Genomic DNA, 15,121 nt, shown 5'->3' with positions numbered 1-15,121 from the left:
CCTTGAACAGGGCTTGGGGCCGGGTCTACAGCACCTGGCGGCGCGCAAACCGCACCACCGTGACGCCCGCGCGCGCCTGCCGCACCGAGGGCATGACCAGCACGCAGCCGTCGTACGGCGTGGCCACCGGCACCCCATCGTTGTCACCGATCACCGTGCCGGCCTGCTCAAACAGCTCCAGCCCCGTGTAGGGCGCCACAAAGCGGAAGGCGCTGCTGGTGGCGACCACGGGGCCGGTCACTTCCAGCGCCCATTGTTGGGTGGCGTCGGGCTGGCGCCAGCCGGGCAGTTGCTGCGCCAGGGTGCCAGCGTCCAGCACACCGGACTGTTCGAGGAAACGCACACACTGGTCCTGCGCCACCGTGCGGCTGGCGGGGTCGCCGTGGAAGCCACATTCGACGAGCAGCGAGCGGGAGTCGCCGCCTTCACCCTCGCCATTTCCATCGGGCAGGCCAAAGCGGCCGTAGTCGCGCATGCGCACGCCGTCTTTGTGGCCCGCGTCCACCACGATGTACTCGGGCGAGCGCATGGCGCGCGCTAGTTGCCGGTTGCGCGGCTGGATACCGGTGAGCAGCAGCGGCGCCGAGGGCTCGTGCATCGAGTGGATGTCGAGCAGCCAGTCGGCCTGCGCCACCCACGGGCGCAGCGCGGCGGCGCGGCGGCGTTCGCGGGTGTCGGCGGCATCGATGCGCTCATCCAGCCACTGGCGGTTGAGGTCTTCGTCGGTGAAGCGCGAGGCATCGTGGTTGGCCGGGTCGAAACGGTCGAACGCGTCAAGGTTGCAGAACGCGAGCGTGAGCGTGCCCTGCGCAGGGCGCACACCGGCGTCGAGCAGGCCCTTGAGCGCCCAGGCGCCGCACAGCTCGTTGCCGTGCACCAGGGCGCTGATCATCACGTGGCGCCCGGGCTGGCCCGAGTCGAAATGCCACACGCCTTCGGTGCCGGTGTTGCCGGCACGCCAGGCGCTGATGTCGGGGGCCGGCAGTTCAAACACCAGGGGGGGCACGGCGGTGGGGGCGAGGTCGGTGGGGTTCATTCTTCGATCTTGGCGAATTCAACAATCTTCTTGTACTTGGCCACTTCGGTCGCCAGGAACTGGTCGATGTTCACGGTGGGGGCGGCCACGGTGGAGCCGCTGGCTTCCATCTTTTTCTTGAAGTCGGGCGACTGCAGGCTGTCGGCCAGCGCCTTCTTGAGCTTGTCGAACACGGGCTTGGGCAGGTTGGCGGGCGCCATCAGCGCAAACCAGGTGCCGATGTCCACGTTCTTGTACTGCGGCGTCTCAGCCAGCGCGGGGATGTCGGGGGTCACGGCCGAGCGTTTGGCCTCGGTGGTGCCCAGTGCAATCACCTTGCCACTCTTGATGTGTGGCAGGCCGCTGGAGAGCACGAAGATGCCGTATTCGAGGTTGTTGCCCACCAGGTCGTTGGTGAGTGGTGCCACGCCCCGGTAGGGGATGTGCGTCATGAACAGCTTGCCCTGCTCCTTGACCATCTCGCCCGCCAGGTGCAGCGAGGTGCCCACGCCCGAGCTGCCGTAGCTGAACTTGCCGGGGTTCTTGGACACCTTCTGCGTGAACTCGGCCAGGGTCTTCACGCCCGTGCCCGTGGACGCCACCAGCACCAGCGGCTGCGAGGCAATCAGGCCGATGGCGGTGAAGTCCTTGATGTCGTACTTGACCTTCTTGGTCACCAGCTTGTTGATGGCGATCTCATTGCTGGCACCCACCAGCAGCGTGTAGCCGTCGGGTGCGCTGCTGGCCACCTTCTGCGCGCCAATGGCACCACCCGCGCCACCCACGTTCTCGATCACCACCGGCACGCCGAGCTTGAGGCCCAGCTCCGTGGCCACGGTGCGGGCGGTCAGGTCGGTGCTGCCGCCGGGCGGGTAGCCCACGACGATGGTGATGGGCTTGCTGGGGTAGGTGTCCTGCGCCAGCGCAGGGGCGGCGCCGAGCAGCGCCAGGCCGCACAGAAGCGCCACGCGGCGCAGGGGGAGTGTGGGTTGCATGGGGAGGTCCTCGTCGTGGATCGGGGTTGTGGCCCGATTGTGCGAAGCCCCAGGCGCTGACCCGGTGCTGAAACGGCACCGGTTTGTGCCAATGTGGTTCGATGCCCTGATGAAAACCCTGTGCCCCGCTGGGGGTCCCGCCCAGGCTCAGCGCTGCGCCAGCGCCTTCCACAGCGCCTCGGCCAGCGGGCCCAGGCGGCGCTTGGGGCGGTACAGGCGCACGTCAAACCGCACCTCCATGCGCGCATCGCCCGCCAGCGCCATACGCTGGGCCTGGCAGTCGGCAAACACCATGGACCAGGGCAGCCAGGCCACGCCCAGGCCTTTTTGCACATATTCATAGTGCGCGTCGGCCGAGTCGCATTCGACCACCCGTTGCAGCCGGGGCGCGTGCGGGTTCTGGGCCAGGTGGTCTTCCACCAGGCGCCCCAGCGCCAGCTGCGGGGCGTAGGCCAGGTAAGGCACGCGCGTGGCGTCGGGCCCGAAGCGGTGCAGTGCCTGCCCCTGCGCAGTGGCGCGCGACACGGGTACCAGCCGGTCCGAGGCCACGGTCACATGCATGAACTGGCGTGCATCCAGGCGCACGGCGAGTGTGGGGTGGTGGTAGACGAGGGAGAAGTCGGCCTCGCTGCGCTCCAGCATGGCCACGGTGTCGGCCAGCGCCCGGGTGCGGATGCACAGCTCGCCGCCCTGCAGGATGGGCTGCAGGCGCACCAGCCAGTCGGCCACCACGGTGCGCGCCAGCGTGCGGCCGGTGGCCAGGGTCACGGTGCGGGCCTGGCGCCCGGCCAGGCTCTGCAGCTCTTCGTGCGACTGCGTGAGGTTGCGCACCATCTGCCCGGCGGTGTCCAGAAAACTCAGCCCTGCAGGCGTGAGGGTGACGGGGCCGCCGCCCCGTTCCACCAGCGGCGTGCCCGCCCAGGCCTCCAGCGCCCGGATGCGGCGGCCAAAGGCGGGGTGTGTCACATGCCGCAACTCGGCGGCGCGGGTGAAGCTGCGCTCCTGCGCCAGCACGATGAAGTCCTCCAGCCACTTGAGTTGCATGGGGTGCGGTGGTGGCTGCGGGGCTGGGAGGGCGCTGCGGCGCGTGGAGCTCTAGCGGCTGCGCGAGGCTTCGAGCACTGCGCGGGTGTGCTGGGCGGCCGTGCGCGCTGCGGCCGCAAAGTCCGCGCCCTGGGAGGCGTACAGCACGGCGCGCGAGGAGTTCACGATGATGGGGCCGTCGTTGCGCAGCCCGGCACGCACCGTGGCGGCGGCATCGCCACCCTGGGCGCCCACACCGGGGATCAGCAGGGGCAGCGTGGGGGCGATGGCGCGCACGCGTTCAATCTCCTGCGGGTAGGTCGCGCCCACCACCAGGCCGAGCTGGCCGTTCTTGTTCCAGGGGCCCTGCGCCAGGCGCGCCACATGTTCGTACATCAGCGGCTGGCCTTCGATGCTGGCCAGGCGCTGGTTCTGCAGGTCGTCGCCGCCGGGGTTGGAGGTGCGGCACAGCAGGAAGGCGCCCTTGCCGTGGTACGCCAGGTAGGGCTCGATCGAATCAAAGCCCATGAAGGGCGACAGCGTGACCGCGTCGGCGCCATAGCGCTCGAAGGCCTCCTTGGCATATTGCTCGGCGGTGGAGCCGATGTCGCCGCGCTTGGCATCCAGGATCACCGGCACCTGCGGCGCGTTGGCGCGCATGTGCTGCATCAGGCGCTCCAGCTGGTCTTCGGCGCTGTGGGCGGCAAAGTAGGCGATCTGGGGCTTGAACGCGCAGACCAGGTCGGCCGTGGCGTCCACGATGGCGGCGCAAAAGTCGTAGATCTTGCGCGGGTCGCCCTGCATCCCCGCAGGGAAGCGAGTGGGTTCGGGGTCCAGGCCCACGCACAGCAGGGAGTTGTTCTGCGCCGTGGCGCCGCGCAGCATGTCGGTGAAGTTCATGGGGCGTGATTTTAGTGGGCGGCCCCCGTCGCATCCCCTGCGGGTCGCACTGGGGGGAACTGCGGCCCGTTGTGCCAGTGGAGGGGGCCCGATCCTGCGGGCATGAAAAAAGGCCGTCGAAACGGCCTTTTTTGTGTTTGCAGGCGGGGCCTGCGGGTGCAGACAGGGGCTCAGCGTGGCACAGCCAGCAGGCGCTGCACGTCGCGGTCGTTGGGCAGGGCGTAGTCGTGGCCACGCACGATGCGGCTGTCTTCAGTGCGCACCAGCTTCAGGCTCACATAGGTGTAGTTGGCAGCGGCCGAGTAGGTGCCCACCAGCACCATCGAGGCGTTGTGGTTGCGGGCAATGTCCTTGATCTCGCGCGACAGCAGCAACTCGCCCTGGCCTTCGCGCACAAACACGTCGCCGCGCAGCTTGATTTCCTTCACGTTGAAACCGCTGGCGGCCATGCTGGTGGCGTACTGCTCGGACAGCGTGCGGCCCAGGGGGGCAGCGCGGCTCAGGTCGTTGACGTTGACCACGGTGGCCACAAGCACCGGGCCTGCGCCCAGGGCGTTCATGTCAAAGCCGGTGGTCAGCTTGGCCACGGCATCGCGGCTGGTCTGGATGAACTGGCTGCTGGCGGCTTCCTGGTAGGTGGGCTCGACGCGCGTGGGCGCAGCGTTGTTGGCGCAACCGGCCAGAACCACGCCGGCCAGCACCGTCAGAAGAAGTGCGGGGGTTTTCATTGCGAGACAACCTTCATGTTGACGTTCTTGTACGAGGGGCGCGTGAACAGCGGGGTGTCAGCGTTTTCCAGGTAGTACACGTCGGTCTTGCGGGCCAGATACTGACCACCGCGCGTGACCGTGGTGGTCAGGATCAGTTCGGTGTTGGTGGGGCCACCCGAGTTGATGCTGTTGGCGTAGTCGGCTGCAATGGTCAGGCCCAGGGCTGCGGCCATCTGGGCATCGACGTGCTGGTGGCGCAGGCCGTGTGCAGCAAACAGGCCCGCAGCCAGCATGGTGAACTGACCAGGAATGAAGTGGGGGCGGTCACTGTTGTGGCGCACGACCTGGATACCGTAGGAGACGTCCAGCGCCTGGCCGGGGCTTTGCTGCACCACGGCACCGTTCTGGACCAGCTTTGTGATCAGGAACTCGCGGAACGCGGTTTCAAACTGTGTGGGATTGGCGGGCAGCGACACATGCATCGGGGTGCCTGGGGCCACACCGGCCTTGTCCAGGGTGCCCAGCGTCTGGCCGACGACATCACGCGACACCAAGTCCCAGTGGCCTGCAGAGCGGACCTTGGGTTGCGAGGTGTATTCAAAATTTTCCGCAACGGGAATAGGCGCTTTCTGCGCGCACCCAACCAAAGTTGCCACAGCGCCAGCCAACACGGCCAAGCTGATTGCCTTTGAAAACGACATGATTCCCTCCTACGGACTAGATTTGCGAGGATCTGGACAGATACAGCCCGCACGATTGAAAAATAATTCTGGGCGGGTTCCTCAACAAAAACAAGAAAAAATTACGCTAACTGCGCTCCGCCGTACACAGTTCGTTGTTTTTGGTCACAGTTGTGTGTTGCTGCAAGGCCCTCAGGGCCAAATAGCCCGGTTTGCCTTGCATTTGCTTACACGGAAGCCGCTGCGCGCTGCTCCAGGATGTCGAAAGCGGGCAGTTTTTTGCCTTCCAGCACCTCCAGGAAGGCGCCGCCACCGGTCGAGATGTAACCCACGTTTTTCTCGATGCCGTACTTGGCGATGGCGGCCAGTGTGTCGCCGCCACCCGCAATACTGAACGCTGGAGACTCGGCAATCGCTGCGGCGAGGGTGCGGGTGCCGTTTTCGAAGGCTGCAAACTCGAACACGCCCACGGGGCCATTCCAGACGATGGTGCCTGCCGATTTGAGCTGGGCAGCCAGGCGGGCGGCAGTGTCGGGGCCGATGTCCAGGATCAGGTCATCGGGCGCCACGTCGGCGGCGGCTTTCACGGTGGCGGGCGCATCCGCAGCAAAGGCCTTGGCCACGACCACGTCGGTGGGGATCGGCACCTCGGCGCCCCGGGCCTTCATGGCGGCCATCACGGACTTGGCAGCGTCCAAAAGGTCGGGCTCGGCCAGGCTCTTGCCGATGGGCAGGCCTGCGGCCAGCATGAAGGTGTTGGCAATGCCGCCGCCCACGATGAGCTGGTCCACCTTGTCGGCCAGGCTTTGCAGGATGGTGAGCTTGGTAGACACCTTGGAACCCGCCACGATGGCGGCGAGCGGGCGCTGGGGTTGGGCCAGGGCCTTGGTCAGTGCGTCGATCTCGGCCGACAGCAGCGGGCCCGCGCAGGCCACGGGGGCGAACTGGGCGATGCCGTAGGTCGTGCCTTCGGCGCGGTGGGCGGTGCCGAACGCGTCGTTCACGAAGATATCGCACAGCGCGGCCAGCTTGCGCGCCAGCTCTTCCTTGTTCTTCTTCTCGCCCACGTTCAGGCGGCAGTTCTCCAGCAGCACCACCTGGCCGGGGGCCACGGTGACGCCATCCACCCAGTTCGCCACCAGCGGCACATCGCGGCCCAGCAGCTCGGACAGGCGCTGGGCCACGGGGGCCAGCGAGTCTTCAGGCTTGAATTCGCCTTCGGTCGGGCGGCCCAGGTGGCTGGTGACCATCACGGCGGCGCCGACGTCCAGCGCCATGCGGATGCAGGGGATCGAGGCGCGGATGCGGGTGTCTTCGGTGATCTGGCCTGCGTCATCCTGCGGGACGTTCATGTCCGCACGGATGAAGACGCGCTGGCCTTGGGCCTTGCCTTGGGCACACAGATCGGAAAAGCGGAGGATGTTCATGGGGGAGGGCTTCCGGGAGGGGCTCGTGGATCAGGGCCGCCATTTTAGGCCGCGCACACCACGCGCCAGCCCCGGCGCTACCAGCCCCAACCTATGTGCAGCGGCAGGTACACCGCCATGCCCACCAGGATCGTGCCCAGGATGCCCCGGCGCCAGAAGTAGTAGGCGCTGGCGCACACCACGGCGGGCAGGCGGGCGTCCATGAAGGTGTCGATGAGTTCGCCCTGGGTCATGAGGATCTCGGGCGCGATCACGGCGGTGAGGGCCGCCAGGGGGGCGTATTTGAGCCCGCGCTTGAGCCAGCCGGGCAGCGGCAGCTCGCGCTCGGGGATCATGAAGAAGGAGCGCGATACCACGGTGATGACCGCCAGGCCCACGATGGCCAGCACCGGTTCGATCCAGGAGCCGTTCATCATGGATGGCGCTCCTCACGCAGCGGCACCACATCGCCCGCCGCGACATGCTCGCGTTCTTCGGGTGGCATCACGCTGTCGGCGGGCACCAGTAGCAGCTCGGGCATGTGGAGGCGGCGGTCCACCGCCTCCATCAGCAGCCCGGCAGCCACGGCCGCAGCCAGGGCCACCAGGATGTTGAGTTTGAGCGGCAGCGCAAAGGCGGCAATCGCCGCCGTGGCCGCCACGCCCGTGGCCAGCCAGGTGGCGCGGTCGAACAGCAGCGACAGCAGCACGCCCAGCAGCGCCAGCACCCCGGCAAACCCCAGCCCCCAGGACAACGGCACTGCGTTGGCCAGCAGGATGCCCGCGATGGATGGCACCTGCCAGGCCAGCCAGTTGGTGCTGGCGGCGCCCCAGAAATACGGCACCTGCTCGGGCGCGGGGCGGGGCTCGGGGAACCGCTTCATGAAGGCCACGTAGATCACGTCGCCGCTGAAGTACCCCAGTGCCAGCCGCTGGCGCAGCGGCAGGTGGGCGAAGTAGCTGCGCCACATGCTGCTGAAGATCACAAAACGCAGGTTCACGCAGGCGGCGGTAAGCCAGATGACCCACAGTGGCGCGCCCACGGACAGCAGCGGGATGACCGCCAGCTGCGCGCTGCCCGCATAGACCAGCAGCGACATGAACACCGCCATGCCCACAGGCATGCCGCTTTTGACCATGGCCACGCCCGTGACCAGGCCCCAGGCGGCAATGCCCAGCGAGGTGCCCGCCATGTCGGTGGCGGCGAGCCGGAACGACGGGTGGCGCACGGTGCTGCGCAGGGGGGCGAACACGCTCATGCGGCGGGGGCGCCCAGCACCATGCCGGGTTGCAGGTCGAAGCCGCGCAGGAAATCGGCCGCAGGCAGCCGTTTGCCCCCCGCACGCTGCAGCGTGGTGAGGCGCAAGGCCGTGCCCGCGCCACACGCCACTAGCACCCCGGTGTCGTCTGCAGACAAAACAAGGCCTTTGCGCGCGTCTGTATTGTCTTTCGCGCTATGAATAACATAGCTCCAGATTTTGATGGTCTCGCCGCTGCACTCGGTGCTGGCGCCCGGAAACGGGTCGAATGCGCGGATGCGCTGGCCGATCACGCTGGCGGGTTGGGACCAGTCGATGCTGCTTTCGGCCTTCTCGATCTTGTGGGCGTAGGTGATGCCCTCGGCAGGCTGGGGCACGGGCTGCAGGCCACCGCAGGCCGCCAGCTCCAGCGCTTCCACGATCATGCGGCCACCCAGGTGGGCCAGCCGGTCGTGCAGCGCCGCCGTGGTGTCGTCGGCGGTGATGGTCAGGCGCTCGGTGAGCAGCATGTCCCCCGTGTCCAGCCCTGCATCCATCTGCATGATGGTGACGCCGGTGCCGGCGTCACCCGCCTCGATGGCGCGGTGGATGGGGGCGGCGCCGCGCCAGCGTGGCAGCAGGCTCGCGTGGATGTTCAGGCAGCCTAGGCGCGGCATGTCCAGGGTCCACTGCGGCAGGATCAGCCCGTAGGCGGCCACGACCATCACATCGGCCTGGGCGGCCAGCAGCGCATCGCGCGCGGCGGCGGCGTCCTCGGGGTACTTGCCATCCAGGCGCAGGCTGCGCGGTTGCGCCACGGGAATGCCGTGGTCCAGCGCACATTGTTTGACGGGCGATGCCTGCAGCTTCATGCCCCGGCCCGCCGGGCGGTCAGGCTGGGTGAGCACCAGCGGGACGGTGAAGCCTGCGGCCAGCAGCTGCTCTAGCGCCACGCGGGCAAATTCGGGCGTGCCGGCAAAAATGACTCTCATGGATGGCTGCATGCGGATGTCTGGGAGCGCTCTCAGTCGCGCGCATTGTCGAAAAAGGGGAGTTCGTCGGTGAACAGCACCTGCCGCACCACGCCCTGGCGGTCCAGGTGCACATGGGCTAGGCGTGGGTCGGAGTTCTGGCGGAAGCGGTAGGTCCAGATGTCGCCATCAAACCGCGCGACGCGCTCCACCCGCAAGGGGGGGCCAAAGTTGCGCTGCACATCGGCCTGGGTCCAGGTGCCCAGCGGAAGGTTTTCGAAACGCGCCTGCGTCAGCACCTGTTCGTTGCGCAGCAACCGGCCGCTGGCATCAAAGTCGAGGGCGTGGGCTTCAAAGCCTGCGGGCAGTTCGGAATACAGCAGCCGCTCGCCCTGCGCCAGCGCAAAGGTCGCGCTGGGCGGGCCCAGGCGCGCCAGCACCTCGGCACGCAGCGCGCCGGGCTGCTCGCGGGCAGGCAGCGCGCAACCTGCAAGGTGGGCGAGCAGCGCCACAAGCGCCACGCGCGCCAGCACTCCGCCACCCCGCAAGGCGCAGAGCGCTGAAGGCCTCACTCGCGGGCCTCCCGCTGCTGCTTGATCATCTTGGTCTTGATGCGGTTGCGTTTGAGGGGCGAGAGGTATTCGACGAACACCTTGCCCATCAGGTGGTCCATCTCATGCTGGATGCACACGGCCAGCAGGCCGTCTGCCTCGATGACACGCGACTCGCCCTGGGCGTCGAGCGCCTTCACGTGCACGGCGTCAAAACGCTCCACGCCGTCGTAGATGCCGGGGACGGACAGGCAGCCTTCGTCGTTCACATGCTTTTCTGCACTGGTCCAGACGAGTTCGGGATTGATCAGCACCAGAGGCTGGTCGCGTTCTTCGGACACATCGATCACCACCAGCCGTTCATGCACATCCACCTGGGTGGCGGCCAGGCCGATGCCGTGGGCGTCGTACATGGTGGCCAGCATGTCGGACACCAGCGTCCGGATGCGGTCGTCCACCACCGCAATGGGGCGTGCGACCTTGTGGAGCCGGGGGTCCGGGTAACAGAGAATGGGAAGGATTGCCATGGCTACAGGTAGAAGATGTCGCTATTTTCGCCACTTTTGCGGCCTGCCGCCGTGTTGCTGGCCAATAATCGTTGCCGAATCAAGGGCTTGAGCAGAGAATCTGAGAAGGTTTGTAACGTAGTTACCCGGGCGCCCGCATGCTGCTGGTGCCGGGTTGCCAGTGAGGGGGCGTTTCACAATGCATGAGAAAAGGAACAACATGACGGCATTCACCAGCGTGCGGCGGACCGCCCTGGGCGCGCTCACCATCATCGCTGGCGCCCTGCTGGTTATGCCGGCTCAGGCGCAGAACTACCCCATCTCCAGCAGCCAGCGCGCCACGGCGCAGCAGGTGTCCGAGCGGGGCGTGCCCCTCGAAGAGCTGGCGCCCAATGCGCCCGACAGCTACACCGTCAAGCGCGGTGACACGCTCTGGGGCATTTCGGGCATGTACCTCAAACGTCCCTGGCGCTGGCCCGAGCTGTGGGGCATGAACCTCAAGGCCATCCCCAACCCGCACCTGATCTTCCCGGGCCAGACCCTGTATCTGGAAAAAGACGGTGGCTACGCCCGCCTGCGCACCAGCCGCCCCGGCGCGCCGAGCGAGCCCGAAACCGTGCGCGTGTCGCCGCGCACGCGCAGCGACAGTCTGGCGGACTCCGCACTGCCGACCCTCAAACCTCATCTGATCGAACCCTTCCTGGTCGAGCCCCTGGTGGTGGACGAACAAACGCTGCTGCGCGCCCCCCGTGTGATCGCCACGACCGACGAGCGCGTGCTGATGGGCGCGGGCGACCGCGTCTATGTACGCGGTGACACCGCTTCGCCCATGCTGGCCGAGGCTGGGGAGCCGCGCTTCTACCGTGTTTTCCGCAACGCAGTGGCCCTCAAGGACCCGATGACGGGCGAAGTGCTGGGCTATGAAGCCCAGTACGTAGGCAAGGCCGAACTGGTGCGTGGCGAATCCTTTGAGGAAACGCCCAATGGCAAGGGCGGCTACAACTCCGAGTACGTGCCCGCAACGGTGGACCTGTCGGCCACGAAGGAAGAAGTACAGGCCGGTGACCGCCTGCTGCCCGCACCTGCGCGTGCGTTCATGAGCTACACACCGCGCGCCCCCGAGGTCGAGGTCAATGCGCGTGTGGTGTCCATCTACGGCAGTTCGGCCGTGGCCTATGGTGCCCAGAACCAGGTGGTGGCGATCAACATGGGTTCGGAAGACGGCGTGGAGCCCGGCCATGTGCTGAGCCTGATGACCAAGGGCGATCGCATCAAGGACACCACCGACAAGGCCAAGACCACGGTCAAGCTGCCCAGCGAAATCAATGGCACGGCCATGGTGTTCCGCACCTTTGAGCGCGTGTCTTATGCGTTGCTGCTTGAAATCCGCAACGGCGTGCGCGTAGGCGACCGCCTCGTTAATCCCAAGTAAGTCGCGCGCCTTCGCGTGGATGGGGCCAGTGGTCTCGGTATGAGGCGGTGGCATCAGACTGTGCGTGGGTGACCTGAAACCCATGGACCATGAAGAGCTGGGGGCTTGGCTGCGTTTGACGCTGTCCCCTGGCGTGGGTAACGGCGCTGCGCGGCGGCTGTTGTCCCGCTTCGGGCTTCCGCAAGCGATTTTTCAGCAGCCCGAGGCGGCGCTGCAGCAATGTGTGACCAATGCCCAGGCGCGGGCTTTGTGTGAGTTCCCAGCTGCCTGGCAGGCCTTGTGGGACACCACTGCCCAGTGGCTGTCCGGAGCGGGCTCCGAGGGCCCCGCACGCACCATCGTCACGCTGGGCGATGTCCGCTACCCGCAGTCCTTGCTGGACACGGAAGACCCTCCGCTGCTGCTGTATCTCACCGGCTCGGCGCAGTTGCTTGCACACCAGCCTTTTCCCAGCGACCGGTGTCTGGCAGTGGTCGGCAGCCGCAACCCAACCGCCCAGGGCGCCGAGAACGCCCGCCTGTTCTCGCGGGCACTGCACGGTGCCGGGCTGACCATTGTGTCGGGGCTGGCGCTGGGCGTGGATGCTGCGGCACATGAAGGTGCACTGGATGCCTCTGTGGCGGGCGCTTCGGCGGCGGCCACCATTGCTGTGGTGGGGACCGGCCTGGACCGGGTGTACCCCCGCAAGAACCTGGATCTGGCGCGCCGCATCGCAGCCCGGGGGCTTCTGGTCAGCGAGTACCCGCTGGGAACGCCCCCGCTCGCGGCCAATTTCCCCAAGCGAAACCGCATCATCTCGGGCCTGTCCCAAGGGACACTGGTTGTCGAGGCTGCGCTCGCCTCGGGCTCCCTGATCACGGCCCGGATGGCGGTCGAGCAGGGACGGGAGGTTTTTGCGATCCCGGGGTCCATCCATGCACCCCAGTCGCGGGGCTGCCATGCACTGATCCGCCAGGGGGCCAAACTGGTCGAGTCGGCGCAAGATGTGCTGGAGGAGTTGCGGCTCCCGGCTGCCACGGTGCCGGGCTTGCCGGAGGCGCCCGCCGAAGAGGGTGCAGCGGCGCAGGAGCACGCGGAAAGCGGGTCAGACAACAACCCCGTGCTTGCAGCACTGGGGTTTGACCCTTTGGGCCTGGACGCACTGGTGGCACGCTCTGGCATGGACACCGCCTCCCTGCAGGTGATGCTGCTGGAGCTGGAACTGGATGGCCGGGTGGCGCGCCTGCCCGGCGGGCTGTTCCAGCGCCTGGGGCGCGGCTGAAGCCGAAATCTTCAAGGCAGGAACGACGACGCCCCGGGCCCGTTGTATGGGTGGCGAGAAACCGCTCTGCTGTCAGTCCAGCAAACGTTCGGGGTTGGCGTCCAGCTTGGCCAGGGCGTCGCGGGTAGCGCGCAGGGTCAGGCCCTCTTCGTCCTGGGCCACGAGCAGGCCAGCCTGCAGGTACGCGGCCAGGCGGCGCAGCTGGATCAGGTAGCTGCTGCCATCGACGGCTGCGAACAGATGCAACTGCTTGCGCTGGCTCTGCCAGGCGTACTGCACCTGGGCCGACGCGCCGTTGTGGTCCAGCGTGTACCAGGTGCCGGGCTGCAGCTCCTGTGCCCACACCACCATGGCATCGTCCACTGGCGCGCCGTTGTCGGCCACCACATGGATGGACGAAGCATCAATACCCAGCATCATCTCGATGTTGTCGGCATTGAGCGGCATGTCACCCAATGCTGCGTCGCTCATGAAGTCCTCAAGGTTGGCCAGGCGTTTGGCCATGGCCTCGATGTGTGCCTGCGGGATTGAGGCGGTTTTGGACAGGAAGGCATCTGCCAGCGTGTCGGTCAGGGTTTTGACCTGTATGTCCTGCTCGGGCCCATTGACGCCGAGCAGCGCAAGGCCCTGGCGCAGACGCTGCAGCAGGCCCGGCAGGTTCTGGATCACCTGGGCCCGGTCGCTGCGGTTGGGTTTGGCGCTGGCGGCCCATACCAGGTCGGCTGCTGTGCGTTTGAACGCTACGGTGTCGGCATGCTGCGGGCCATCGCGCACGGCCGACAGGGCCAGTACCTCGGCCCAGGTCTTGAACAGGAACTCGCGGATCTCGTCGCGCACCGGCATGTCGCGCAGCATGGTGCGCAGCTCGATGGTGTACTGGATGGCCAGGGTTTCCCGCTGTTCCACCTGCTGGGCCACGCTGACAAGGCGGGAGGTGGCCTGCTTTTCGGTGAGGAACTTGGACAGGAACTTCTCAAACTCGTCGTACACAAGCTGGAACACCCGCCGGCCGGTTTCAGGATACTGCTCGATCACCTGCACCACGCGGCGGATTTCGGCTTCCAGGGCGCTGCCGTTGATGCTGGTGGAATCAAAGCCCAGCACACAGGCACCCATGCGGTCGATCAGCTTGCGGGCGGGATGGTCGAGGTTGCTGAAAAACTCGGGTTCTGCGAGCGCCACGCGCAGCACAGGCACCTGCAGGCGCGCAAACCATACGCGCACTGCGGGTGGAATGCGGTCTTCGGCCAGGATGCTCTGGAACATCAGTGCCACCACCTCGATGATGGCCTTCTCGCCCGTGGTGGTAGCCTTTTTCTTGAGTTCCGTGGACCGCTCCCTCACTGTGCCCGCCAGCTGCACCACAGCGGCCGGGCTGTAGTCCTCCACCAGCGTGGCAATGCCGCTGTAATAAGTGTCGGCATGCACGCGGTGGGCAGTGAGTGCATGGGCCAGCGCCGCCGACGCCGGCGGGGCATTGACCATATCAAATCCCGTGGCGGGCTGGGTGAGCAGGCGGCGCAGCTGGCCCATGACCCCTTGCGCACGCTGGCGGGCGCGTGCCAGCGGTGTCATGCCCGTGGCAAAGGTGGTGGGCATGCCGTGCCGGGGATAGCCGGGCGGCGACTGGGGTGGGCGTGCCATCTGTGCCGGGAAAGGAGAGTCGCCACGCGCTGCCGCCATGGCCTCGCGGGTCTGCGCCAGAGCCTGCGAGGCCAGGCCGCCAGAGCCGGAGTCGCCACCTCCGCTGCCCGTCACGGCACCGCCGCTGGTGCGCCGCACTCGGGACTTCAGGTCCGTCTGCGGGGTGATGCCCTGCTCCACATAGAACACATTGACGGCCTGGTAATGCTTCTGAAGCAGATTGGCCAAGTCGCGCTGCAGGGGGTCCACCACGGTCTGCAGGTCGGTGCGGGACAGGCCGGATTCCACCCACTGCTCCACCAACAACAGGCACACGGCGTCCGGCCGAAGGATGTCGTTGCTGTCGAGTTCCTGGCCCTCCAGGGACTGGGTGCGCTGGCGCAGGGTGTCGAACTGGGGGCCGACCTGTTCGGTGATCGTCAGGGCCATGCGCGAGGCCAGGATCTTGTTCTCCACCACATCGTCGCTGAGCAGCTCGAACTGGTTGCCGACAACCCCTCCGGCGAGTGGCCCCCGGGCGCTGATGGCATGGGGTGCCAGAGCGTCCTGCCAGGCCTTGGCCGTGCGTTGGGTCCAGGCGGTGTGCAGCTGCTGGTACTGCATCCACGCATCCCGGCGCGACTGCATTTCACGTGCTGTGCCTGTCTGGGCCATCAACGTGGCCAGGAACTCCTGGACCGTCTTGCCCAGCTCCGGGAGTCCGGAGCACAAGCCCTCTACGAACTTCTGGCGCGCCTGGCGGGCCAGGCGACGCTGTGGAACGGAAGAGGGCGTGGGCTGCATAAGCAGA

At 67.0% G+C, this 15,121-nt stretch carries 15 protein-coding genes; 2 read left to right on the top strand and 13 right to left on the bottom strand.

The genetic code is table 11. From position 1 onward, the window contains the following. Positions 1-25: 25 nt before the first annotated feature. From ACYZGB_RS01130 to def, 12 genes are all read right to left on the bottom strand, one after another. Positions 26-1,036 carry a M14 family metallopeptidase gene (locus tag ACYZGB_RS01130; RefSeq protein ID WP_462386333.1) on the bottom strand — a complete coding sequence of 337 codons (1,011 nt, stop codon included), beginning with the start codon at positions 1,034-1,036 and terminating at the stop codon, positions 26-28. Then, on the bottom strand, positions 1,033-2,010 hold the full coding sequence (locus ACYZGB_RS01125) for a Bug family tripartite tricarboxylate transporter substrate binding protein (protein ID WP_462386332.1): 978 nt from the start codon (positions 2,008-2,010) through the stop codon (positions 1,033-1,035). The genes ACYZGB_RS01130 and ACYZGB_RS01125 overlap by 4 nt, the downstream gene beginning before the upstream one ends. 147 nt (positions 2,011-2,157) lie before the next feature. Next, positions 2,158-3,054, bottom strand: a complete 897-nt coding sequence (locus ACYZGB_RS01120; protein ID WP_462386331.1) for a LysR family transcriptional regulator — start codon at positions 3,052-3,054, stop codon at positions 2,158-2,160. 51 nt (positions 3,055-3,105) lie between these two features. Next, on the bottom strand, positions 3,106-3,933 hold the full coding sequence (pyrF, locus tag ACYZGB_RS01115) for an orotidine-5'-phosphate decarboxylase (RefSeq protein WP_094289675.1): 828 nt from the start codon (positions 3,931-3,933) through the stop codon (positions 3,106-3,108). Positions 3,934-4,103: 170 nt separating this feature from the next. Then, the gene (locus ACYZGB_RS01110; RefSeq protein WP_462386329.1) at positions 4,104-4,661 is read right to left on the bottom strand and encodes a FlgO family outer membrane protein; all 558 of its coding nucleotides are present in this window, start codon (positions 4,659-4,661) and stop codon (positions 4,104-4,106) included. After that, positions 4,658-5,344, bottom strand: a complete 687-nt coding sequence (locus ACYZGB_RS01105) for a hypothetical protein (RefSeq protein WP_063461551.1) — start codon at positions 5,342-5,344, stop codon at positions 4,658-4,660. The genes ACYZGB_RS01110 and ACYZGB_RS01105 overlap by 4 nt, the downstream gene beginning before the upstream one ends. Before the next feature lie 206 nt (positions 5,345-5,550). Continuing rightward, positions 5,551-6,750 carry a phosphoglycerate kinase gene (locus ACYZGB_RS01100; protein WP_462386328.1) on the bottom strand — a complete coding sequence of 400 codons (1,200 nt, stop codon included), beginning with the start codon at positions 6,748-6,750 and terminating at the stop codon, positions 5,551-5,553. A gap of 77 nt (positions 6,751-6,827) precedes the next feature. Further along, on the bottom strand, positions 6,828-7,163 hold the full coding sequence (locus tag ACYZGB_RS01095) for an AzlD domain-containing protein (protein ID WP_063461553.1): 336 nt from the start codon (positions 7,161-7,163) through the stop codon (positions 6,828-6,830). Beyond that, positions 7,163-7,987, bottom strand: coding sequence for an AzlC family ABC transporter permease (locus ACYZGB_RS01090; RefSeq protein ID WP_462386327.1), 825 nt, complete (start codon positions 7,985-7,987; stop codon positions 7,163-7,165). The genes ACYZGB_RS01095 and ACYZGB_RS01090 overlap by 1 nt, the downstream gene beginning before the upstream one ends. Beyond that, positions 7,984-8,958: a methionyl-tRNA formyltransferase gene (gene fmt / locus ACYZGB_RS01085; protein WP_462386326.1), complete on the bottom strand. Its 975-nt coding sequence runs from the start codon at positions 8,956-8,958 to the stop codon at positions 7,984-7,986. The genes ACYZGB_RS01090 and fmt overlap by 4 nt, the downstream gene beginning before the upstream one ends. A 32-nt stretch (positions 8,959-8,990) precedes the next feature. Next, on the bottom strand, positions 8,991-9,485 hold the full coding sequence (locus tag ACYZGB_RS01080; protein ID WP_462386325.1) for a hypothetical protein: 495 nt from the start codon (positions 9,483-9,485) through the stop codon (positions 8,991-8,993). Between the two features lie 20 nt (positions 9,486-9,505). Continuing rightward, entirely contained in the window at positions 9,506-10,015 is a 510-nt protein-coding gene (gene def, locus ACYZGB_RS01075) for a peptide deformylase (protein WP_462386324.1), read from the bottom strand. 199 nt (positions 10,016-10,214) lie between these two features. Between def and ACYZGB_RS01070 the strand changes: the two genes are divergently transcribed. Together ACYZGB_RS01070 and dprA are read left to right on the top strand one after the other, a co-directional pair. After that, a complete protein-coding gene (locus ACYZGB_RS01070; protein ID WP_462386323.1) occupies positions 10,215-11,426 on the top strand; it encodes a LysM peptidoglycan-binding domain-containing protein in 1,212 nt (403 codons plus the stop codon). Between the two features lie 82 nt (positions 11,427-11,508). Continuing rightward, entirely contained in the window at positions 11,509-12,687 is a 1,179-nt protein-coding gene (gene dprA, locus ACYZGB_RS01065; RefSeq protein WP_462386611.1) for a DNA-processing protein DprA, read from the top strand. 72 nt (positions 12,688-12,759) lie between these two features. Here dprA and ACYZGB_RS01060 read toward each other — a convergent pair whose 3' ends face one another. After that, the gene (locus ACYZGB_RS01060) at positions 12,760-15,114 is read right to left on the bottom strand and encodes a DUF1631 domain-containing protein (RefSeq protein ID WP_462386321.1); all 2,355 of its coding nucleotides are present in this window, start codon (positions 15,112-15,114) and stop codon (positions 12,760-12,762) included. Positions 15,115-15,121: the final 7 nt, after the last annotated feature.

This window comes from Acidovorax sp. Q11 (assembly GCF_054950075.1).
The sequence above is the reverse complement of the archived record's forward strand: the minus strand, read 5'-3'. Positions and strand labels throughout refer to the sequence as shown.

What these genes read in the sequence shown, in the direction of transcription:
- ACYZGB_RS01100 (WP_462386328.1), bottom strand. Translation starts at nt 6,750, where the DNA reads ATGAACATCCTCCGCTTTTCCGATCTGTGTGCCCAAGGCAAGGCCCAA.
- ACYZGB_RS01105 (WP_063461551.1), bottom strand. Translation starts at nt 5,344, where the DNA reads ATGTCGTTTTCAAAGGCAATCAGCTTGGCCGTGTTGGCTGGCGCTGTG.
- fmt (WP_462386326.1), bottom strand. Translation starts at nt 8,958, where the DNA reads ATGAGAGTCATTTTTGCCGGCACGCCCGAATTTGCCCGCGTGGCGCTA.
- ACYZGB_RS01095 (WP_063461553.1), bottom strand. Translation starts at nt 7,163, where the DNA reads ATGAACGGCTCCTGGATCGAACCGGTGCTGGCCATCGTGGGCCTGGCG.
- ACYZGB_RS01110 (WP_462386329.1), bottom strand. Translation starts at nt 4,661, where the DNA reads ATGAAAACCCCCGCACTTCTTCTGACGGTGCTGGCCGGCGTGGTTCTG.
- dprA (WP_462386611.1), top strand. Translation starts at nt 11,509, where the DNA reads ATGGACCATGAAGAGCTGGGGGCTTGGCTGCGTTTGACGCTGTCCCCT.
- ACYZGB_RS01060 (WP_462386321.1), bottom strand. Translation starts at nt 15,114, where the DNA reads ATGCAGCCCACGCCCTCTTCCGTTCCACAGCGTCGCCTGGCCCGCCAG.
- def (WP_462386324.1), bottom strand. Translation starts at nt 10,015, where the DNA reads ATGGCAATCCTTCCCATTCTCTGTTACCCGGACCCCCGGCTCCACAAG.
- ACYZGB_RS01090 (WP_462386327.1), bottom strand. Translation starts at nt 7,987, where the DNA reads ATGAGCGTGTTCGCCCCCCTGCGCAGCACCGTGCGCCACCCGTCGTTC.
- ACYZGB_RS01125 (WP_462386332.1), bottom strand. Translation starts at nt 2,010, where the DNA reads ATGCAACCCACACTCCCCCTGCGCCGCGTGGCGCTTCTGTGCGGCCTG.
- ACYZGB_RS01070 (WP_462386323.1), top strand. Translation starts at nt 10,215, where the DNA reads ATGACGGCATTCACCAGCGTGCGGCGGACCGCCCTGGGCGCGCTCACC.
- ACYZGB_RS01130 (WP_462386333.1), bottom strand. Translation starts at nt 1,036, where the DNA reads ATGAACCCCACCGACCTCGCCCCCACCGCCGTGCCCCCCCTGGTGTTT.
- pyrF (WP_094289675.1), bottom strand. Translation starts at nt 3,933, where the DNA reads ATGAACTTCACCGACATGCTGCGCGGCGCCACGGCGCAGAACAACTCC.
- ACYZGB_RS01120 (WP_462386331.1), bottom strand. Translation starts at nt 3,054, where the DNA reads ATGCAACTCAAGTGGCTGGAGGACTTCATCGTGCTGGCGCAGGAGCGC.